26 protein-coding genes are annotated in these 20,228 nt (G+C 68.3%); 18 read left to right on the plus strand and 8 right to left on the minus strand.

The features are described 5' to 3' along the window. The first annotated feature begins 22 nt into the window (after nt 1-22). The 8 genes from cbiB (at nt 23) to MUH00_RS03190 (ending at nt 6,056) form a co-directional block, all read left to right on the plus strand. Nucleotides 23-1,012 (plus strand): adenosylcobinamide-phosphate synthase CbiB, encoded by a 990-nt coding sequence (cbiB, locus tag MUH00_RS03155; protein WP_247002319.1) that lies wholly within the window; start codon nt 23-25, stop codon nt 1,010-1,012. Next, nucleotides 1,009-1,770 (plus strand): adenosylcobinamide-GDP ribazoletransferase, encoded by a 762-nt coding sequence (cobS, locus tag MUH00_RS03160; protein WP_247002320.1) that lies wholly within the window; start codon nt 1,009-1,011, stop codon nt 1,768-1,770. Before cbiB ends, cobS begins: the two co-directional genes overlap by 4 nt. Further along, nucleotides 1,770-2,405: an NTP transferase domain-containing protein gene (locus MUH00_RS03165; RefSeq protein ID WP_247004059.1), complete on the plus strand. Its 636-nt coding sequence runs from the start codon at nt 1,770-1,772 to the stop codon at nt 2,403-2,405. The genes cobS and MUH00_RS03165 overlap by 1 nt, the downstream gene beginning before the upstream one ends. Beyond that, a complete protein-coding gene (gene cobT / locus MUH00_RS03170; protein ID WP_247002321.1) occupies nt 2,396-3,424 on the plus strand; it encodes a nicotinate mononucleotide-dependent phosphoribosyltransferase CobT in 1,029 nt (342 codons plus the stop codon). The genes MUH00_RS03165 and cobT overlap by 10 nt, the downstream gene beginning before the upstream one ends. Then, nucleotides 3,414-4,457: an aminotransferase class I/II-fold pyridoxal phosphate-dependent enzyme gene (locus MUH00_RS03175; protein WP_247002322.1), complete on the plus strand. Its 1,044-nt coding sequence runs from the start codon at nt 3,414-3,416 to the stop codon at nt 4,455-4,457. Before cobT ends, MUH00_RS03175 begins: the two co-directional genes overlap by 11 nt. Beyond that, a complete protein-coding gene (locus MUH00_RS03180) occupies nt 4,441-5,238 on the plus strand; it encodes an adenosylcobinamide amidohydrolase (protein WP_247002323.1) in 798 nt (265 codons plus the stop codon). Before MUH00_RS03175 ends, MUH00_RS03180 begins: the two co-directional genes overlap by 17 nt. 84 nt (nt 5,239-5,322) lie before the next feature. Continuing rightward, the gene (locus MUH00_RS03185) at nt 5,323-5,733 is read left to right on the plus strand and encodes a DUF8009 family protein (RefSeq protein WP_247002324.1); all 411 of its coding nucleotides are present in this window, start codon (nt 5,323-5,325) and stop codon (nt 5,731-5,733) included. A 119-nt stretch (nt 5,734-5,852) separates the two neighbouring features. Beyond that, complete coding sequence (locus tag MUH00_RS03190; RefSeq protein ID WP_247002325.1) at nt 5,853-6,056, plus strand: hypothetical protein; 204 nt, start codon at nt 5,853-5,855, stop codon at nt 6,054-6,056. 97 nt (nt 6,057-6,153) lie between these two features. Here MUH00_RS03190 and MUH00_RS03195 read toward each other — a convergent pair whose 3' ends face one another. From MUH00_RS03195 to MUH00_RS23310, 4 genes are all read right to left on the minus strand, one after another. Beyond that, nucleotides 6,154-6,573, minus strand: a complete 420-nt coding sequence (locus MUH00_RS03195; protein WP_247002326.1) for a PTS-dependent dihydroxyacetone kinase phosphotransferase subunit DhaM — start codon at nt 6,571-6,573, stop codon at nt 6,154-6,156. Next, a complete protein-coding gene (dhaL, locus tag MUH00_RS03200; RefSeq protein WP_247002327.1) occupies nt 6,573-7,325 on the minus strand; it encodes a dihydroxyacetone kinase subunit DhaL in 753 nt (250 codons plus the stop codon). Before dhaL ends, MUH00_RS03195 begins: the two co-directional genes overlap by 1 nt. Before the next feature lie 3 nt (nt 7,326-7,328). Then, a complete protein-coding gene (dhaK, locus tag MUH00_RS03205) occupies nt 7,329-8,327 on the minus strand; it encodes a dihydroxyacetone kinase subunit DhaK (RefSeq protein ID WP_247002328.1) in 999 nt (332 codons plus the stop codon). Between the two features lie 89 nt (nt 8,328-8,416). Continuing rightward, nucleotides 8,417-8,980: a DUF7973 family transport facilitator gene (locus MUH00_RS23310; RefSeq protein WP_486606287.1), complete on the minus strand. Its 564-nt coding sequence runs from the start codon at nt 8,978-8,980 to the stop codon at nt 8,417-8,419. Between MUH00_RS23310 and MUH00_RS03215 the strand changes: the two genes are divergently transcribed. From MUH00_RS03215 to MUH00_RS03225, 3 genes are all read left to right on the plus strand, one after another. Continuing rightward, complete coding sequence (locus MUH00_RS03215) at nt 8,885-9,100, plus strand: hypothetical protein (protein ID WP_247002330.1); 216 nt, start codon at nt 8,885-8,887, stop codon at nt 9,098-9,100. The two genes, MUH00_RS23310 and MUH00_RS03215, sit on opposite strands and share 96 nt — an antisense overlap. A 128-nt stretch (nt 9,101-9,228) precedes the next feature. Next, on the plus strand, nt 9,229-9,480 hold the full coding sequence (locus tag MUH00_RS03220; RefSeq protein WP_247002331.1) for an amphi-Trp domain-containing protein: 252 nt from the start codon (nt 9,229-9,231) through the stop codon (nt 9,478-9,480). A 57-nt stretch (nt 9,481-9,537) separates the two neighbouring features. Continuing rightward, nucleotides 9,538-10,257, plus strand: coding sequence for a fumarylacetoacetate hydrolase family protein (locus MUH00_RS03225; protein WP_247002332.1), 720 nt, complete (start codon nt 9,538-9,540; stop codon nt 10,255-10,257). 216 nt (nt 10,258-10,473) lie between these two features. Here MUH00_RS03225 and MUH00_RS03230 read toward each other — a convergent pair whose 3' ends face one another. Beyond that, entirely contained in the window at nt 10,474-10,638 is a 165-nt protein-coding gene (locus tag MUH00_RS03230; protein WP_247002333.1) for a hypothetical protein, read from the minus strand. 156 nt (nt 10,639-10,794) lie between these two features. Here MUH00_RS03230 and MUH00_RS03235 point away from each other — a divergent pair, with 156 nt between their 5' ends. From MUH00_RS03235 to MUH00_RS03250, 4 genes are all read left to right on the plus strand, one after another. Further along, complete coding sequence (locus MUH00_RS03235; RefSeq protein ID WP_247002334.1) at nt 10,795-11,148, plus strand: hypothetical protein; 354 nt, start codon at nt 10,795-10,797, stop codon at nt 11,146-11,148. A 104-nt stretch (nt 11,149-11,252) separates the two neighbouring features. Beyond that, complete coding sequence (locus tag MUH00_RS03240) at nt 11,253-11,813, plus strand: hypothetical protein (protein ID WP_247002335.1); 561 nt, start codon at nt 11,253-11,255, stop codon at nt 11,811-11,813. 199 nt (nt 11,814-12,012) lie between these two features. Further along, nucleotides 12,013-12,525: a YkgJ family cysteine cluster protein gene (locus MUH00_RS03245; protein WP_247002336.1), complete on the plus strand. Its 513-nt coding sequence runs from the start codon at nt 12,013-12,015 to the stop codon at nt 12,523-12,525. Nucleotides 12,526-12,678: 153 nt separating this feature from the next. Further along, entirely contained in the window at nt 12,679-12,930 is a 252-nt protein-coding gene (locus MUH00_RS03250; protein ID WP_247004061.1) for a translation initiation factor eIF-1A, read from the plus strand. 303 nt (nt 12,931-13,233) lie between these two features. Here the strand turns inward: MUH00_RS03250 and MUH00_RS03255 are convergent, their stop codons facing one another. The 3 genes from MUH00_RS03255 to MUH00_RS03265 all read right to left on the minus strand — a co-directional run bounded on the left by MUH00_RS03255 (nt 13,234) and on the right by MUH00_RS03265 (nt 16,543). After that, nucleotides 13,234-13,797 (minus strand): type 1 glutamine amidotransferase domain-containing protein, encoded by a 564-nt coding sequence (locus MUH00_RS03255; protein WP_247002337.1) that lies wholly within the window; start codon nt 13,795-13,797, stop codon nt 13,234-13,236. 118 nt (nt 13,798-13,915) lie between these two features. After that, entirely contained in the window at nt 13,916-14,626 is a 711-nt protein-coding gene (locus MUH00_RS03260; RefSeq protein WP_247002338.1) for an SDR family NAD(P)-dependent oxidoreductase, read from the minus strand. Between the two features lie 51 nt (nt 14,627-14,677). Continuing rightward, a complete protein-coding gene (locus MUH00_RS03265; RefSeq protein ID WP_247002339.1) occupies nt 14,678-16,543 on the minus strand; it encodes a formate/nitrite transporter family protein in 1,866 nt (621 codons plus the stop codon). A gap of 162 nt (nt 16,544-16,705) precedes the next feature. Here MUH00_RS03265 and MUH00_RS03270 point away from each other — a divergent pair, with 162 nt between their 5' ends. From MUH00_RS03270 to cruF, 3 genes are read left to right on the plus strand one after another with little or no spacing between them, the layout of a single operon-like run. Further along, nucleotides 16,706-18,298 carry a phytoene desaturase family protein gene (locus MUH00_RS03270; protein WP_345780921.1) on the plus strand — a complete coding sequence of 531 codons (1,593 nt, stop codon included), beginning with the start codon at nt 16,706-16,708 and terminating at the stop codon, nt 18,296-18,298. A gap of 9 nt (nt 18,299-18,307) precedes the next feature. After that, complete coding sequence (locus tag MUH00_RS03275; RefSeq protein WP_425603038.1) at nt 18,308-19,252, plus strand: prenyltransferase; 945 nt, start codon at nt 18,308-18,310, stop codon at nt 19,250-19,252. After that, entirely contained in the window at nt 19,245-20,120 is an 876-nt protein-coding gene (gene cruF / locus MUH00_RS03280) for a bisanhydrobacterioruberin hydratase (RefSeq protein ID WP_247002341.1), read from the plus strand. The genes MUH00_RS03275 and cruF overlap by 8 nt, the downstream gene beginning before the upstream one ends. The last annotated feature ends 108 nt before the right edge of the window (nt 20,121-20,228 follow it).

Genomic DNA, 20,228 nt, shown 5'->3' on the forward strand with positions numbered 1-20,228 from the left:
CCGATCGGAGGGGGCTGCGCCCGTGACGATCGTGACGCTCGCCGTCGTCGCCCTCGCGTTCAGCCTGGATCTCCTGCTCGGCGAGCCGCCGAACGTCGCCCACCCGGTCGCGTGGTTCGGTCGGCTCGTCGACGCGCTCGATCGGGCGTGGCACGACGACGAGCGCGTCCAGCGCGCGATCGGGATCGCGATCGCCCTGATCGCGCCGCTGGTCCCCGCGGGCGCCGCGGGCGGCGTCGTCCTCGCGGCGGCGATCGCAGATCCGACCGCGGGCGCGGTCGCCGCGGGACTCGTCCTCTACCTGACGAGCAGCCTGCGAGCGCTGCTCGAACTCACCGAGGAGGTCGTCGTCGCGACCGCGACCGACCTCGAGACGGCCCGAGAGCGAGTTCGCGGCCTCGTCGGCCGGGACGCGTCGGCGCTGTCGGCGGCCGAGATCCGCAGCGCGGCGATCGAGAGCGCCGGCGAGAACCTCGCGGACGGGCTGGTCGCGACCCTGCTCCCGTTCGCCGTCCTCGCCCCGATATCGTTGCCGGCCGCGGCCGCCGCCGCCGCGTGGGTGAAGGGCGTCAACACGCTGGACTCGATGCTCGGCTACCCCTCGAAGCCGATCGGGACCGGAAGCGCCCGCCTCGACGACGCGGTCATGTGGCTCCCCGCCCGGGTCGCCGCGGTCGCGATCGCCGTCGCCGCGGCCGACCCCGCGGCGCTCGTTCGCGCGAGCGAGTGGGCGCGAGCGCCGCCGTCGCCCAACTCCGGGTGGCCGATGGCGACGCTCGCCTGCGCGCTCGCGGTGCGACTGCACAAGCCCGACGTCTACGACCTCAACCCCGATCGGCCGCTGCCGACGATCGACGACGGCGAACGGGCCGTCGCGCTCGTGGGGGTGGCGGCCATCGCGGCGGTCGCGATCGGCGTCGCTCTCGCGATCGGCGTCGCCCTCGCGATCGACGGCCGGTCACCCGCGTGGATCCAGTCCGCCGCTCGGCCGGAGGTGGCGCGGCGACCGTGATTCGACGCTGGCTCGGCGCCGTACGCGGGGCGACCGGCTTCCTGACGCGACTCCCCGTTCCCTACCGCGAGGGCGACTGGGAAGCGTTCCGCGAGACTCCAGTCGCGTTTCCGATCGTCGGGTTCGTCGCGGGTGCGATCGCCGCGGTCCCGTTCCTGGCCGCGGAGACGCTGTCCGCGGCGACCGTCGCGCTGGGATACGTCCTCGCGGTCTACGCCGTGACGGGGATCCACCACCTCGACGGCGTCGCGGACCTCGGCGACGCGCTCGTCGTCCACGGGGACGTCGATCGGCGCCGCGAGGTGCTGAAGGACACGACGACCGGCGTCGGCGCGCTGCTCGCCGTCTCGCTGACGATCGTCGCGCTCGCGCTCGCGGGGCTCGGCCTCGCCGGCCTCCCCGTCCGCGCGGCGGTCGGGACCGCGCTCGCGGCCGAGGTGGGGACGAAACTCGGGACGGCCGCGCTGGCCTGTTTCGGGACCGCGGGCTACGAGGGGATGGGGCGACAGTTTACCGCGGCCGTTTCCTCCGGATCGTTCGTCGCGCCCGCGATCGTCGCCCTGCCGGCGATTGCGCTCACGTGGCCGCATCCGGCGGCCGCGATCGCGCTGGGCGGCGCCGTCGCGGGGATCGGCGCGCCCTGGACGTGGGCGAACCGAAATCTCGGGGGGATCAGCGGTGACATCTTCGGCGCGGCCAACGAGATCGGGCGCGTCGCGGGCGCGCACGCGGGGGTGATCGCGTGGACGCTGTTGTGATGTGCGGCGGCGCGGGTACGCGCCTCGAAAGCTCCCACGAGAAGCCGCTGCACCCGATCGACGGCGTCCCCATGATCGATCGGGTCCTGGCGGCGCTCGCGGAGAGCCGCGCGGAAACCGTGTACGCCGCCGTCTCGCCGAACGCGCCGGAGACGCGGGCCCGTGTCGATAGCGGGGCCGCGGTCCCGGCTCCCGTCCCGACGATCGAGACGCCCGGCGACGGGTACGTCGACGACCTCCTGACGGTCCTCGATCGGCCGGCGATCGAGCCGCCGGTCCTCACCGTCGCGGCGGACCTGCCGCTGCTCGCGGCACCGGTGATCGATCGCGCGCTCGACCGCCACGGAGACGGGCGCGACGGGGGCGCATACGCGCCGTCTCTGACCGTCTCCGTCCCTGTCGCGCTCAAGCGTCGACTCGGCGTCAGCGTCGATTCTCGCCTGGAACCCGAAACCCACCTCGTGCCGACCGGGGTCAACGTCGTCGGCAGTACTGATCGAACCATGACGCACGCCTCTTACGACCCACGGCTCGCAGTGAACGTGAACCGACGAACGGACGCCGCCGTCGCGGCCGCCCTCGCTCGCGGCGACGCGATCGACCCGGCTCGCGGAGGTGACGATCGGTGCGCGTGATCCTCCCCGCGGGAACGACCGAGACGGCGCTGATCGACGGCATCAGTGCCGCCGGCGCCGCCCCGGAACTGATGGAACACACGCCCTCGGCGGACGTCGAGATCCTCGTCTACGGGGAGCCGACGGCCGCGCCCGTCACCCCCGTGAGTCCGAACGGCTGCCCGACACCGGCGGCGATCACGCGCGCCGTCCGCGAGGCGGTCGGCTTCGACGTCACCGTTATCGACGCGGGCCTGGCGAAGCCGACGGCCGCGCCGACGGTCGACCTCGGCGTCGCGCCTGGGGCCGACGTTCGCGAGGAGACGGCCGTTACCGACGCGGCCGTGGTTTACGATCGAGCGCGCGGCTACGGATCGCGCCTCCCGGACGACGAGGTCGTGGTCGGCGAGACGGTTCCCGGCGGAACCACGACCGCGCTCGGCGTTCTCACCGCGCTCGGCGAACCGGCGGGCGTCTCGTCGTCGCTGCCCGAGAACCCGATCGAACGCAAGCGGCGGGTCGTCGACGAGGCGCTCGCGGCGAGCGACCTCGAGCCGGGCGCGTGCGACGGAGCGCCGATCGGCGCGATCGAAGCGGTCGGCGATCCCGTCCAGCCGACCGCGATGGGGATCGCGGCCGGCGCGCTCGAGTCCGGCGCCGACGTGACCCTCGCCGGCGGCACCCAGATGGTTGCCGTCGCCGCCCTGCTGCGCCACGCCGGGATCGACGCGCCGCTGTCGATCGCGACCACGTCCTTCGTCGCGGACGAGCGGGGCGACGACCTCGCGGCGGCCTGCGATCGGCTCGACTGCGACCTCGTCGTGACCGACCCCGGCTTCGACGGTCGCGATCACGTCGCGATGCGGCGCTACGGCGCGGGCGAAGCCAAGGAAGGGGTCGCGATGGGCGGCGCGCTCTCGCTCGTTCCCGAGGGTGGGATGGGCGCGGTCAGGGACCGCGTCGAGACCGTGTGCGCGCGACTCGGAATCGACTCCGAGGGAGCGGCGGACGCGAACCCGGAGGCCGATCGTGGATCCTGACGCGATCCGGGCCGTCGAGCGCGTTCCCCACGGCGGCGAGCCCGATCGGGACCTGCTCGACTTCTCGGCGAACACGAACCCCGAGACGCCCGACGGCGTCGGGGACGTCTACGCGGCGGCGCTCGACGCCTCCCGGCGCTACCCCGACGACGACTACGCGGCGTTCCGCGAGGCCGCGGCCGCGTTCGTCGGCTGCGATCCCGATCGGGTGATCCCGACTCCCGGCGGTCTGGCGGCGATCAGGCTGGCCCTGGAGAGCGTCCTCGGGCCCGGCGATCGAGCGCTCGTGCCGTACCCGAGTTTCGGCGAGTACGCCCGCGAAGTCCGCCTCCAGGGAGCGACGCCGCTGTTCGTCCACCACGAGGACGCGCTGGCGACGGGGCGCGACGTCCTCGACGACTGCGCGGCGGCGATCGTCTGCACGCCGAACAACCCCACCGGCGAGGCGGCCGACCCCGACGCGCTGGCGGCCTTCGCCGATCGCTGCGGGGAGTCGGAAACGGCGCTGCTGGTCGACGAGGCGTTTCTCGGGTTCACCGACCTGCCGTCGGCGGCCCGTCTCGACGCGCCGAACGTGATCGTCGCCCGATCGCTCACCAAGCTGTTCGGCTTGCCGGGGCTCCGCGCGGGATTCGCCGTCACGTCGGGCGATCGCCGTGACGCGCTCGAGACCGGCCGTCGGGCGTGGTCGCTGGGAACCCCCGCGGCCCGCGTCGGCGCGTACTGTCTCCGGCAGGGGGCGTTCGTCCGGGAGACCCGCGAGCGGGTCGCAAGCGAGCGCAGTCGGCTGCGAGCGGCGCTCGAACGAGCGTTCGACGTTCGCCCGTCGGACGCGCCGTACCTCCTGTGCGACGTCGGCGATCGCGACGTCTCGACCGCGATCGCGTGGGCGCGCGACGCGGGGGTCGCGATCCGCGACGCGACGACGTTCCGGGGGCTCGACTCGCACGTCCGCGTCGCGGTCAAGGACGGCGACGCGAACGATCGACTGCTCGCCGCGCTCGGCCTCGACGACCATGCCCGAGGAGGCTGACGGCGACCGGGTGCCGGCGGTAACCGAGGACGCGTACGAGGCGTGTTGTCGCGCCGGCGTCCTCCGGGTTCGTCGCCCCGGAACGGAGTGGCTGTCGACCGGGTGGAGCGGCGGCCGCATCGCCGCCGACGCCGCGTACAACGTCTCGGTTCCGGACGGCTGGGGCGAAACGGATCTCGGTGTTTACGCGGCCGATCGGCTCTCGGGCGCCGGATTCGACGACGCGGACGGCGGGCCCGCGTTGTTCACCGGCGTCGACGTCGCCGACGCCCGCGGCGCGCGCTGCGGTCCCGTCACGGCCTACGCGACGGCCGGACTCTCGAACCCGGCGGCGCTGCCGATCGAGCCGTCGGACGGGACGGCCCTCGACCGCGCTATCGAGGCGGACGAAACCGATCCGACGGTGGGGACCGTCAACGTCCTCGTCGGCGCGACCCGGTCGCTGGCCGACGGCGCGCTCGCCAACGTGATCGCGGTGGCCGCGGAGGCGAAGGCGGCGACGCTGCTCGCTGAGACCGGGTTTCCCGGGACGACGACGGACGCGATCGTCGTCGGTCACGATCCGACGGGGGAGCGCGCCGCGTTCTCGGGAAGCGCCACCGAAGTCGGCGCGGCGACCCGCGCCTGCGTCCGCGACGCCGTCCGAACGTCGCTGCGAGCGCACTACGCCGGAGCCGACGCGGACCCGCCGGCATCGGTCGCGAACGCGGGCTACGGCGTCACGACCGACGTCCGGACCGAGGTGTTCCGACCCCCGATCGAGGAGGCGGGCGATCGGTAAGCCGGTCGCGACCCTGCGGCGAGGAGCGCCTCGCGACCTGGGCGACCACCGTAGCTAACCTCCTGCGAGCCCTAGGGCCACGGGATGGCCGAGGACGATCCGACGGCGATCCGTTCGCTCGCAGTATCCCCTGACGACGCCGTAAACGCGTACGTATACGGCCGGGAGAACCCCGGCGACGCCGTTCTTCGAGTGACGCCCCCGTTTCACGGCCGGATGCGGGCTCGGATTCACGTCTATCGCGTCGACGACGCCGAACTGACCGGCGCGGTTCACGTCTCCCCCGAAGCCGTCATCGCGGACGACGTCGTGGCGGCGTACCCTCGGTTCGAGGAGACGCTCGAAGCCGAGGACGAGGACGCCGAACGCATCCGAGAGCGGTACGCGCAGGCGATCGAGGCGTGGCGGGCCCGCGCCCGCGAATCGATCGTCGACGTCGTGACGATCCAAGCCGACGGTGCCACCCACCAGGTCGAGGTCAAGCCGCTCGGCTAGATCGTCACGGCAGATCGGGGACGGACGCTGAGAGGTCGGCGCCAGACCGGGTCAGTCCAGTACTTTCACTTTCACTCCGGACGGATCGGTTTGACGTACTGTCGCTCCGAGTGAACGGTATGGCACTGATCGTGGACGGAACCGGCGAGCGCCGATCGACGGACGAACGAGTGACGGCGGACAGCGGACGCCAACAGCGGCGGATCGACGTCACTGACCTGCACGCGGCGGGCATCGAGTCGTTCGTCCGATCGAACGTCGATACCGATCGAGTATCGCTCGAACAGCGCGGTGCGCGGACGTATCTCGTCCTGGAGGAGTAGCAGCAACTGGCGTGACCGGACCGTACGGACGCGAACCGATGCCGCGACGCCGATTCCCGCCGCGTTCGTCGCGAACCCGATCCCCGAAGTGGCGACGCTACACCTTCGAGATGTCGCCGGCGTCCTCGGCGGCCTCGCGAACCGACTCGACGGTCGCGTTCGCCGAGGTCGCCGCGACGGCGGCGTTGAGCGCTCCCTCCAGCACCGGCGCGTCGGCGATGACCGCGTCGACGTCCGTTTCCTCGATCGCGAGTTCGGCGTTCATGACGGCGCTGCCGAGATCGACGAGGACGACGACGCCGTCGCGGTCGGCAGCCCCGTCCTCAGCGTCGCCGGCGCCGTCACCGCTGGCGAGCCGTTCGATCGCCTCGCGAATCGGCTCCGAGGTCGTGCCGATGCGGCCGTCCTCGGTGCCGCCGACGGCTTCGATACTGGCGTCGGCACCCATTTCCTGGGCGATCTCACGGATACCTTCGGCAGCCCGTTGGCTGTGCGAGACGATAACGATCCCGACCATCATTCGTCCCCGTCCGCACGGGCGTCTTCGATGTCGCCCTCCGGGTCGTCTACCGCCCCGGGATCGACGTTCGCTTCGGCGTCGATCTCGACCGTCGCATCGGCGTACTCCGTCGCTACGTCGAGCAGTTCCTCGAGCAGGTACAGCGTGCTCGTCGCTCCCGGGTCCTGGTGACCGACCGATCGCCAGCCGAGGTAGGAGGCGCGGCCCTTTCGCGCGCGAAGCGGCGTCGTGAACTCGACGCCGCGGCGGGCGGCGTCGACGGCCTTGCCGAGCGCCTCGACCGGCTCACAGTCGTCGACTTCGATCGACTTCTTGTAGGTGTGGACGGCAGGGGTGAGCGCGTCGAGCATCGTCTTGTCGCCCACCGAGGCTTTGCCCCGCTCTTCGACCGTCTCGAGGTAGCGTTCGGCGAACGCAACCGTCGACTCGGCGGTGATCCCGTCTTCGAGTTCCTGGCTCGCCTTCATCAGCGACCCGCCGTAGAGCGGCCCGGAGGCGCCGCCGACCGCGGAGACGAGCGCGGTTCCGGTCGTCTTGACGAGCGTCGCGGGGCCGCCGTCGGTCTCCTCGACGCGCTCGAGCGCGGTCTGGAAGCCTCGATCCATGTTGGCGCCGTGGTCCGCGTCGCCGATCGCGGAGTCGAGATCGGTCAGGTGCGTCTTCTCGTCGGCGAGTCGATTCGCGATCGTCGCGACCGCCTCGCGGACGGCCTCGGACTGGGTCTCAAGGTCCTGCCTGTCGTCGCTCATCTATCAGTCGACCACCGTTAGGCCGGGCGTCTCCGCCGGGTACGCGAGGAGTTCCTTGAGTTCGTCGTCGAGTTCGAGCACCGTGATCGAACAGCCCATCATGTCGAGCGACGTCATGTAATCGCCGACCCGAGCGTCCCACGTCTCGAGGCCGCGATCGTCGAGAATCTCCTGAAGGCGGCGGTTGACGACGTACAGTTCCATCAGCGGGGTGCCGCCCATGCCGTTGACCATGGTCGCGACCTCCGTCCCCGCGTCGAGGTCGAGGTCCTCGAGGACGGCCTCGGTGAGGTGGTCGGTGATCTCGTCCGCGGACATGTGCTCGGTGCGCTGGGTCCCCGGCTCGCCGTGGATGCCGATCCCGAGTTCGATCTCGTCGTCGCCGAGGTCGAACGTCGGCTCTCCTTTGTCGGGGGTGACACAGGACGTCAGCGCCATTCCCATCGTGCCGACGTTCTCGTTCGCCTTCTCGGCGACGCGTTTTACCTCCGCCAGGTCGCCGCCCCGGTGGGCCATCGCGCCGGCGATCTTGTGGACGAAGACCGTCCCGGCGACGCCGCGACGGCCGGAGGTGTACAGCGAGTCCTCGACCGCGACGTCGTCGTTGGTGACGACGTACTCGACCTCGGTGTCGGCCTCCATCTCGGCCATCTCCATGGCCGTCTCGAAGTTCATCACGTCTCCCTCGTAGTTCTTGACGACGCAGAAGACGCCCTCGCCGCCGTCGCAGGCCTGGACCATCTCGCTCAACTGGTCGGCGGTGGGCGACGTGAACACCGCTCCGGCGGCCGCGCCGTCGAGCATTCCGTCGCCGATGTAGCCGGCGTGGGTCGGCTCGTGGCCGCTGCCGCCGCCCGAGACGATGCCGACTTTCCCCTCGACCGGCGCGTCGCTCCGTACGACGACCTCAGTGCCGTCGAGTCGTCGCAGATCGTGAGCCGTGAGCATCCCCTCTAGCATCTCGTCGACGACGTTCTCGGGATCGTTAATGAGCTTCTTCATGTTCCCAACTGAGGTGTGGTCACATAGCAAGATAACGTTTGCTCGTAACAACGGCGACCGAGAGGAGCGGTGCAGGCCCGACGATCGGCTCAGACCGGGAGCGGTATCCAGCCTGACGACGGGAAGACGCCGACCAGGGCGAGGAGGGCGATGAGGAACGTCGTCATCACGATGCTAGTCGCGGGTGGGTCCCAGTGGGTGTCGCCGTGCATGTAGAAGATCCGCTGGGACAGCTCGCCGAGCAGGCCGCCGAGGATGCCGAAGACGGCGCCCAGGGCGATCGCTTCGAGCAACAGAAGTTCGGCCTGGGCGGTGCTCGGGGTCGCGTCGGCTAGCGTGAGTCCAGCGTAGGCCATCGGTGCCGTGGCCGCCGGGAGCATGACGTGGTGCGTGACAGGAACCGGCACCTGAAAGATGGCGTAATCTTCGGTGATGCTCAGGTTCAGGAAGATCAGACTGGCGGCGCTGATCCCGAACGCAAGGAAGGCTGCCGGTCGCCCAGAACGTGAGTCCGCCGAGGACCCCGAAGGCGATCCGGTGTGCGAGCGCCGAGACCGGTGATAGTCTCGATCCGACGGACGAGCAACGCGATCGACTCGCCGATCCGATCGAACCCGCTCGGCGTCGATCCCGAAAATGGGGGGTTCGCCGATCGGTTCCTCCAACGTTTTCACGACGCCGTTGTGGGACTCGAGAGCGCGCTCGCGTACCTGGGCCAGAAAATCCTACAGATGGCGATGTTCGATCGGTTCGACCTCGACGGGTCGGCGTAGGCGAATACCCGGTGCCGGTACCTCGATCGCACCCATCGGTGAGCTCGCGCTGCGCCGTCGAAACCGTCGGCGCCGGCCCTGCCTGTTCCGCGCCAACCTATTTTTGCCTTCTCGGTGCCAGGTTCCCCATGGCCGATACCACCAGCACCACGGACGAGGTCACCCGCGACGAAGCGGCGGATCTCCTGCAAGAGGTCGCGCGCGAACTCCGCGGCGAGGGACCGGCGGACGTTCACGTCGGAAACAAGACGCTGCGCCTGTTGCCCGCGTCGATCGTCGAGTACGGCATCGAGGTCGAGGAACGATCGCCGATGCTCGGCGGCGATCGCGAGGAGATCACGCTCTCACTCGGCTGGGAGGTCGAGAACGCCGAGGATTGAATCTCAATTCGGTCCGACACCGGTAGGACTAATCCGTCGGCATCCCCAGTGCCGGCCATGCGACTGGCGAGAATCGCGACTGACGACGGCCCGGTCGTCGGTCGGTACGAAGACGGCGTCGTTCACGCCGACGATGGAACGTACGAGATCGACGAGAGCCGTCTTCTGCCGCCCTGCGAACCCTCGGCGCTGTACTGCGTCGGCCGGAACTACGCGGCGACACTCGACCAGATGGCGTACGAGCGACCGGAGGAACCCGACTTCTTCATCAAGCCGCCGGCCTCGTTGCTCGGCCACGGCGACCCGATCCCCTACCCGAACTTTACCGACGAACTGACCTACGCCGGCGAACTCGCGGCCGTCATCGACGAACCTTGTCACGACGTCCCCGAAGACGAGGTTACCGACGTCGTCCGCGGCTACACGATCATGAACGACGTGGACGCGCTCGACCAGCAGGGTCGCACCGCACGAAAGGCCTTCGACGGCTCCGGTCCGCTCGGCCCCTGGATCGAAACCGACGTCGATCCGACGGCGATCGAGATGCGAACCGACGTCGCCGGCGAGCGGCGACAGGAAGCGAACACCGAACTGATGCTGTTCGATCCGTACGAAATCGTCTCGTACCTCTCGAAGCGGTTCACGTTCCGATCGGGCGACGTCGTCGCGTTCGGCAGTCCGGCGAACCCCGGCCTGATCGAACACGGCGACGCCGTCGAGATCACGTACGAGGGGCTCGGAACCCTGCGGAACACCGTGGTCGAGTCGATCGAATAGGGGCGATCGGTGCCCGAATCGCCGAGAACCGTGAACGCCGCCCGAGCCGTCAACCTATTCAATCCGGGACAGCGCTAGCCCCTTCGTGGTGTCCGCGTCCGAAAACGGCATCTTGAGCGGCGGATCGTCTACTATCGATTCCCAAGTCCCGATATCCGATCTCACAGGCGATTCCGTGGAATACTACTCCGAGACCTGGCCGTTCGCTACCGGTCCTTATTCCCCGTCGTTCGAACCCGACGGCGGTGATTCGAGTTCCTCGACACGGCGTTCGAGTTCGTCGATCCGGTACAGTATCGTCGCGAGGATCATGACGGAAAACCACCCGAGGACGATCCCCAGTGGTCCCGCGAGCAGGTATCCGACCCCAAATCCGATCATACTCGGAAGTAACACGGACGAAATCCCGTTCACCGTCCCTTCGAATCTCGGCGATCGTGTAAAAATACTGCGGTAAATCGAGGCAATATTTCGCCGATTGTCCGACTCGAACCGATCAGTAACGGTATTTATCACCGGTGAAACACGATAGCGTAGATGAACAAACGGGAGTTCAGCGTTCACGGATCGTCGGTGACCGAACTGCCGGGCGCGCTCTACGAGGAGTTGCGACGGGAGCGAAAGGGTGCCGTGGAGTGGTACGACGGCGACGGATTCGACGTGATCGCCGTCGAACGCTACTACCTCCGGAACAACTCGGATCAACAGGCGACGGTGATCTTCGACGCCGAGGAGGAAGGGACGTTACGGATCACGATTCTTGCCGGTGGCGGCGGCGCCGGGCTCTTGCAGATCAATCTCGGATCGCATCGAACGCAAACGAAGGAGCTGGAAGATCGAATCGTCGAACTCTGCCGATCGGACGAGTTGCAACTGGAGGTGACGGACTGACCCGATCGATTCGACCCCGTGTCGCACCCTGGGGGCGCGGTTCGGTAAAATCACGGTTTGAGCTTCCCGAATAGTTATTCGTGCGGGTTCGGAATCGTCCGCCAATGAATCGCCGAACCCTCCTCGCTGGCGCCGGAGTGGCCCTCACCATCCCGTTCGCGGCGTGTCTCGACGGCGTCGCCGCCGGAGAGTCCGACGACGGCGGCGACGCGGCCGACGTCGACATCCCCGACTCCCCGTCGGAGTATCCGGTCAACTCCGGGGGTCTGGACGAGTTCAGCCCGACAGCGACGTACGAAGAAGTAGCGATCGGAAGTCGTAGGGGGGTAGCCGACGAGTACAGACCCCACGACGTGGCCGTGTGGAACGCGGCGGCTGAGCCCGAAATCGACCTCCGAATTATCGACTCGGCGGCGGAATCGGTGGTTCACCGCGAAACGTACGCGATACCGGACGACACTGCGCTCGTCGTCTCGCTTCTGCAGCCGTCGGCATACCTCGTCGAGGTGCGCGTTCCGGCCGCCGAGACCCGGCACACGTTGCGAGTGCCGTGTCACTTCTTCGATTGTAACAGTTCCGTCACGCGGATCGGAGCGCTCGATGACGAAGAAATCCGGTCGTCGGTGTTATCGACGACGGCTGAGTGTTCGTCCGCCGAGTGTTAACTCCCTCGCGGACCCCGCCCCGGTGCGTCGACGGACCGATTCGTTTCGACCGTCCATCCCGTTCGCCTCGAAGACTGGACGGCGATCGAAACGCGGCATTTCGGAGCCATCGGGCTCGATCGACGGCTCGGTCGAATCGTCAGGATGCGAATCGAGACGGGAAGAAAGGCACTTCCGATCGCGGCTCCTCGACTCGATCGTGAGCGCCGACGCCCCGCGCCGCGTGGAAGTCTATCCCGATCGGGAGGTCGTCGTCGAGTTCGATCCCGACCTGACCTTCGAGTGCGTCGACGACTGCACCTGGTGTTGCCACCACGGCGTGTTGCTCTACGATCGGGACTTACTCGAACTCGCCCAGCGGGCGAACCTCGCGGAGACGACGACCGACTTTCGCGGCGAGAAGTTCGTCACCCGCGAGCCGAAAGAGCGCGGGGAGCACGTCGCCGAGGACGGCCACGCTTGCGCCTTCCTGCGGGAGGACGGTCTCTGTAGCCTGCACCTCGAAGCGGACTGGAAGCCGACGCGGTGTTCGGTCTTTCCGCTCGGGGTCTGGCTCGAAGGCGGCGACCTCCACGTGGACATCCGCGACTCGGCGCACGATCACTGTGAGGGGCTGAACGTCAGCGATCGATCGGTTATCGACCACCTCGACGCCTTCCTGCCGGAACTGCTGTGGGAACTCGAAAATCCGGATTCCGATCGTGAACTCTAACCGCGAATCGACAATCGCGTATCGACGACTGTCGAGGCGCAGTGAACGAATTTTCAGGAGCGCGGCGTGTGGTACCACGCCCCTCCAATGATTTAAACGTCCCCCGCTCGTAGTACCCTTGTGACAGAAGAAACAGGGCGACGTAACCTTCGGATGCCCAACAACGACGAAGTATTCGCCGTCGTTACGGAACACCTCGGCGGCAACCACGTGCAGCTTCGGTGCGAAGACGGCAAGGAACGCCTCGGTCGCATTCCCGGTCGGATGAAGTACCGAACCTGGATCGAACAGGACGACATCGTCGTCGCCGAACCCTGGGACTGGCAGGACGAGAAGGCCACGATCGAGTGGCGATACACCAGCCAGGACGCCGACCAACTCCGCCGCGAAGGCCACATCGACTGATACTCTCGGCCCGTCCACGACGCCGCTTCTCCCGAGTAGAAACGCGTTTCCGATCGGAGCCGCTCCGACGATCGGCGAGCGACGCCGCTGGAAGGGAGCACAGAAACGGAGTCGGGCTCTGATAGCAACGTTCCAACTGTTCTAGCAAGTAGTTGTATGCAGGCCGCGAGCGATCCACCCGTTCACGTCCGACGGGGACTCAGACAGGAGATCGAACGACTCCGCGAGGAGATCTCGAGGGTCGAACGGCGTCTCGAGGCGATCGAGGCCGACGGGAAGCAGGAAATCTCCGGCGGAGGACGGTTACTCCGCGGCCGCGAACTCCTCGACGATCGCGTCGCAGAACGCGTCGAGGTCGTCCGGATTCCGACTGGTGACGAGCCCGGCGTCGACGACAACCTCCTCGTCGACCCACTCCCCGCCGGCGTTGCGAACGTCGGTCTGCAGGCTGGGGTACGACGTCAGGGTTCGACCCTCGACGACGTCCGCCTCGATCAGCGTCCACAGGCCGTGGCAGATGACGCCGACGGGCCTACCCTCCGAGCGGTGCTCGCGCAAGAGGGCGACCGCGTCCTCGTCGGTCCGGAGCGTGTCCGCGCCGACCGTTCCGCCGGGGACGATCAGCGCGTCGTACTCGTCCGCGGAGACCTCGTCGAACGTGCGATCGATCTCGTAGGACTCGCTCCACTCGAGGTCGTTGTTGACGGTCTGCCCCTCGTCGCGCTCGCTTCCGAGAACGTCGACGCTCGCGCCGGCGTCGGAAACGGCCCGTTTCGATTCGGTGAACTCTACCTCTTCGGTGCCTTCCGGGGCGAGGAAGATCCCCACTCTCGTCCCGTCGAGTGGCTGTCGATCGGATTCGCTCATCACGCGAGACGTGGGACGGAGCGGAGGTAACGGTTGGACTTTCCTTTGCAACGGGAACCGCGGCGCCCGGAGGGACGCGACGTTCGATCGAGACCGTGGCTCCTGTGGCGGCTGGCTATCACCGGGTCGCGCGTTTCCACTCCTCCAGGCCGAGCACCTCGCCGTCGACGGCGTCCCGATCGGCGTCGGTCGCCGCCCAAACGAACATGCCCGCGATTTCCGCGGGATCGCGGCCCGAATCGCCGGCGAGATCGGTCGCGACCTGCCCGGGGTCCAGACAGCCGATCGCGTAATCGGTGTCGGCCGCGAACCCTCGGACGATCGCCTCGGCGGCGGCCTTCGAGATCGCGTACGACCCGTAGCCCGGGCTCCCCGAGCGGGCGACCGCGCCCGTCGGAACGAGCACGCGCGCCCCCTCGTTCAGGTGGGGCAGGGCCTCGTGGATCGTCGCGAAGACGCCGCGCGCGTTCGTCCGCCAGTGGTCGTCGAACGCCGCGTACGACTCTCGGTCGGTGGGCGTCCGTCCGGGCGTCCCGTGGTAGACGCCCGCGGCGGGGACGACCACGTCGAGGCCGCCGCGATCGCCGGTTCGCGAGGCCGTCTCGACGAGGCGTTCGACGTCGAACTCGTCGCGGACGTCGGTCCGGAGGCCTGCGACGGTCCCGCTTCCGTTAGCGCTGCTCGCTTCGAGATCTGAAACGGTCTCCTCGATCGCGTCGCCGTCCCGCGAGCCGACGACGACCGTCGCGCCCTCGCCCGCGAACGCGTCCGCGACCGCCCGTCCGATGCCGCGCGTCCCGCCGGTTACGACGACTGTCCGCTGATCCATACGCCCCTTATTGCAGGGTGGGAACCAGAAACCTCGGGAACCGGCGGACCGCTACCGACGCCCGAACAGCCGTCGGAACAGGCTGCGCTTGCTCGGGCGTTCGGCGAGCAGGACGGAACAGTCGACGTCGGTGATGACGTCCAGGTGCAGCGAGCCGGTGACGAGTCGCGAGAGCAACCCGCGCTCGCTCGCGCCGATCAGCATCAGCGTGTGGTCGCCCGCCGCGCGACAGATCGCTCCTTCGACGTCGCCCGAGTCGTCGACGATGAGGTCGGCGTTCTCCAGGTCGTGATCGGCGGCCCAGTCGGCGAGGAAGCGTTTGCCGGCCGCGCGCTCGTCGGGCCCGTCGACGACGTGCAGGAGCGAGACGTCCGAGCCGTGCATCGTGCGAAGGGTCCGGGCGACTTCGGCGCTCAGATCGGAATCCGGCCCCCCGGCGGTCGGCAGGAGAATCCGCGAGGCGTCCATGCCGCGATCCTTGAACACCAGGAAGTCACAGGGGAGTTGACTGGTGAGTTCGTTGATCGGGCGTTCGGCGCGAGCGGCCCCCCACAGGTGATTCGCGTCCCAGCCGATGACGACGAGGTCGGCGTGTTGCCGCTCGGCGGTCGTGAAGATGTCCTCGAACGATCGGTGGGAGACCACCGTCGAGGTCTCGGTCTCGACGTCGTAGTCGGCGATCGATTCCGCGACGTCCTCCAGCAGGTTCTCGGACTCCGCGACGATTCGACCGCGCTGCCCGGGGCCGGCGGCCGACGGCCGATCGGGAACCTGCACGATGTGGACGACGTGGATCACCGCGTCTTCGCGTTCGCTCGCGAGCGTCGCCGCCAACTGCACGAGCCGCGACTCGGTTCGCGGGTTGGCGATCGGAACCAGCACCCGGTAGGCGCCTTCTTCGGCCGCGGCCGCGGTTCGCTCGGCGGTATCGACCAGCGGGACGTAAGAGCGACCGACGAACCCCCCGAACAGCCACTCGCTGATCGAGAGTTTCCGTTCGACCCCGCCGAAGCGCGCGGCTTCGAGTCGCTCCTCGCTCGTCTGGTAGTAGTTGACGACCGTTACGAGGATGACTCCCCCGAGCGTGTTCCCGAGCAGTACGGGGAGGACGAACTCGGTCATCCCGACGAACGGGTTCAGGTTGTCACCGAGGACGAGATAGACCATCTCGGTGAACGAGACGACGACGTGAAAGAGGTTCCCGACCGGGATCGCGAGGAACGCGAGGTAGACGACGAGGAGCCGGGAGACCGTATCCCGAGAGGCGAAGGTGACCCAGACGACGCCGGCGACGATCAGGCCGGCGAACGCGCCCTTAAAGAACAGGTCCCACCACGGCGTCTCGATGCCGTGCCGGGCGATCGACAGCGCCGCCTCCTCGGCCGATTGGTCAAACACGCCGCCCCAGGTGAGCGCGATCGCGCCGAGGGCGCCGCCGGTGAAGTTCCCCGCGAGCACGATGACCCAGTGACGGAGCAGCGCGGGAAGGCTGACCAGCCGCTCGATCGTCAGGGCGACCGGCGGGAGCGTGTTCTCGGTGTACAGCTGGTAGCCGCCGATGATGATGTAGATGAACCCGAGCGGATACAGCAGGTAACTCAAGATCGGATGGCCGTCGGTCGACCCGTACAGCGACGCGTACAGCAGGAACGTGATCGTAATCGCGAAGCCGGCGGCGAGGCCGCTGAAGAATAGCTCCCGGTTTCCCGAGGTCACCTCCTCGTCCGCGTCCGCGATGATTCGCTGAAAGACTTCGTCGGAGGAGAACCGATCGGGGACGACAGATCCGACCGCGGGCGCGCCGTGGCGCGATCGCTCGACCGCCTCACGGACCGCCTCGGCCTGGTCGGGCGGTCCGTCGGACTCCCGCTCGGCGGCGTCCGCGCCGACGCGTTCGGGCTGCTCCTGATCGCTCATTGTCGGGACCGAAACGCGGAACGGACTAAGCGTTTGGCTTTGAGGGCGATGCGACCTGGAGGGGCGGAGCCGCTCGGTCTCGGCCCTACACCGGGCGACCGATCGAGCGATCGGCGGCCGCTGCACCCCGGAACCCTACGTAAGTACGTCACATGTTTTTCAATGGTCCGCCACGTTGGTTCGGGTATGCAATCGCTGGCCGGAGCGTCGGTCGTGGTGATCGGCGCCGGGGTCGGCGGGCTCTCGACGGCCTGTTACCTCGCCGACGCGGGTGCCGACGTGCGGGTGATCGAGAAGAACGAACAGCTGGGCGGCCGCGCGAGTCGGCTCGAACGGGACGGGTTCCGCTTCGATATGGGCCCGTCGTGGTACCTGATGCCCGACGTCTTCGAGCGGTTCTTCGCCGAGTTCGATCGGACGCCGACCGAGTACTACGGCCTCACGCACCTCGATCCGCACTACCGGATCTTCTTCAAAGATAGCGCGGGACGGAGTTCTGCGAACGAGACGGCAGGGCCGCGAGACGGCCCGCGAACACACGGGGACAGGGTCGATATCACGCCCGACCTCGATCGGACGAAAGAACTCTTCGAGCAGTACGAAGCGGGCGCGGGCGAGGCCCTTGAGCGGTATCTCGCGAAGTCGCGGGAGAACTACGAGGTCGGGATGCAGCACTTCGTCTACGAGGACCGGACCCGACTGCGGGACTACCTCGATCCGGACGTGGCGAGGCAGGCCCGCGGTCTCTCGTTGCTCGGGTCGATGCAGGGACACGTGGAGAATTACTTCGACCACCCCAAGTTGCAGCAGATAATGCAGTATACGCTGGTCTTCCTCGGGGGCTCCCCGACGAACACGCCGGCGCTGTACAACCTGATGAGCCACGTCGACTTCAACCTCGGCGTCTGGTACCCCGAGAACGGACTGGCCGGCGTCATCGACGGCATCGCCGATCTCGGCCGCGAACTCGGCGTCGAGTACAATACGGATCGGCCGGCGACCGCGATCAAGGGCCGCCAGGGGGCGTTTCTCGTCGAGACGACGGACGGCCCGCTCCGGTCGGATCTCGTGGTCAGCAACGCCGACTACGCCCACACGGAACAGGAGCTGCTGCCGCCCGAACGCCGCGGCTACGACGCCGACTACTGGGAGTCCCGAACGTACGCCCCCTCCGCGTTCCTGCTCTACTTCGGCGTCGAGGGCGACGTCGAGAATCTGGCACACCACACGCTCGTCCTCCCGACCGACTGGGAGGAGCACTTCGATCAGATCTTCGAAGATCCGCAGTGGCCCGACGACCCGGCCTACTACCTCTGTGTCCCCTCCGAAACCGACGATTCGGTGGCGCCCGAGGGCCACAGCAACCTGTTCGTTCTGGTTCCGATCGCGCCCGGCCTCGAGGACACGCCCGAGCAGCGCCGCGAGTACCGGGAACAGATCCTCAAGGATATCGCCGAACACACCGGCACCGATCTGCGCGATCGGATCGTCGTCGAGGAGACGTTCTGCATCGAGGACTTCGCCGATCGGTACAACAGCTTCCGGGGGACCGCACTCGGCATGGCGCACACGCTCCGGCAGACCTCCCTCTTCCGGCCACCCCACCGATCGAAGGCGGTCGACGGACTCTACTTCACGGGGTCGTACACGACACCCGGAATCGGTGTGCCGATGTGTCTCATCAGCGGCGAGTTGACCGCCGAGAAGGTCCTCGAGGACTACGGGAAACCCGAACCGGCGATCGGTCGCCGGTGAGCGATCGCCATGACCGAGAACTCGGAGTCGCGCTCCGACGGGCGTTCGGACCCCGGACCGGGATCGGAGTCGGGGACAGGGCCGGAAGCGCGGCCCGCGAGCAGGGGCGAATCGCGCCCGATCCAACGGCTCTCATACCTCCTGGCCCTCTCGCGGCCTCGATTCTGGCTCTACCTGGCTGGACCCGTCCTCGTCGGCGTCGCGTACGCCGCCGACAGCGTCGGCGACCTGTTCGCGCCGGCGGCGATCCTCCTGTTCGCGTACTTCCTCCTCCCGGCGAACGTCTTCCTCTACGGGATCAACGACGTCTTCGACCGCGAGATCGACGCGGCAAACCCCAAGAAGGAGGAGCGAGAGGCCCGGTACCGGGGACAGCGATCGGTTCCCGTCGCCGTCGCAATCTGCGCACTGCTGCCGCTGCTGGTCCTTCCCGCCATCCCGGCGCCGGCGTGGCCCTGGCTCGCGGCGTTTCTCGTCCTCGGCGCCGCCTACAGCGCCCCGCCGGTCCGATTCAAGACGAGGCCGCCGCTCGATTCGGTCTCGAACGGGCTGTACATCACGCCCGGCGCGGCGGCCTTCGCAGCCGTGGCGGGCGCACAGCCGCCGCCGCTCGCGATCGCGGGCGGCTGGCTGTGGGCGATGGGGATGCACACGTTCTCGGCGATCCCCGACATCGACCCCGATCGAGAGACGGGAATCCGGACGACCGCGACGGTGCTCGGCGAGCGACGGACATACGCCTACTGCGGCGCGTGCTGGCTCGCCAGCGCCGCCGCCTTCGGCGCGCTCGATTACCGGCTGGGCGCGCTCATGCTCGTCTACCCCGTTCTCGTGGCGGCGATCGCGGCGGCGAACGTGGCCGTCGATCGGGCCTACTGGTGGTTCCCGGCGATCAACGCGGTCGTCGGCGCGGCGCTGACGATGGGCGGCCTCTGGAGGCTGGTCTATGGATAACCTACCGACCGTACGATCCCGCGAGTGGTCGCGAACCGCCGTTCAGCGGGACCTGGAGGCGCTCGTCCGCGAGAATCGGTTCACGATCGCCGTGGTGTTCCCGATCGTCGGTGCGGTATCGCTGGTGGCGAGCGCCGAGAGCCTGCTGCCGGCGCCGCTCGCCTACAACCCGCTGGTGATCCTGTTCGGGACGCTGGTCATGCGCTCGCCGCTGATCGTCGGCCTGTTGCCGCGAATCGATCGGCGGGTCCTGGGCTGGCTCGCCGCGCTGACGGTCTACACGTACGCGATCGAGGTCGTCGGCGTGCGGACGGGCTGGCCCTACGGCGCGTTCGAGTACGGGATCCAGCTGGGTCCGATGCTGTTCGGCGAGGTGCCGCTGGCGCTGCCGCTGTTTTTCGTTCCGCTGGCGGTGAACGCCTACCTGCTCACGCTGCTCGTGCTGCGAGAGCGGGCGGCCAACCCCGCGGTTCGCCTCGCGAGCGCGATCGTCGCCGTCGTCGGGATCGACCTCGTCCTCGATCCCGCGGCCGTCGCGATCGGCTTCTGGGCGTACGTCCCGCCAGGCGGGTACTACGGCGTTCCCCTCTCGAACTATTTCGGCTGGCTGCTCTCGGGAACGGTCGCCGTCGTCCTCATCGACCTCACGTTCGATCGGACGGCGCTGGTCGAACGCGTTCGAAGCTGCGAGTTCGTCCTCGACGACCTGGTGAGCTTCGTCCTGCTGTGGGGGACGATCAACGTCCTGTACGGGAACTGGCTCGCCGCTGGCGTCGCCGGCCTGCTCTGTCTCGCCCTGTTCAGCACGGATCGGTACGATCGCGATCTGCTCTCGGCGGCGCTTCCGGGAACCGGGCGGCGGAACTGAGTCGTCCCTCGGCTATTCGGCCACGGCGATTGAAGCGAGCAGCCGCTGTGGTTCGTACTTCGCGTCATCAGTGACTGTCGCTCAGAGTCGAGGAACCGATGTCCACGA

It is taken from the genome of Halosolutus gelatinilyticus (assembly GCF_023028105.1).
In the GTDB taxonomy this organism is placed as follows: Archaea; Halobacteriota; Halobacteria; order Halobacteriales; family Natrialbaceae; genus Halosolutus; species Halosolutus gelatinilyticus.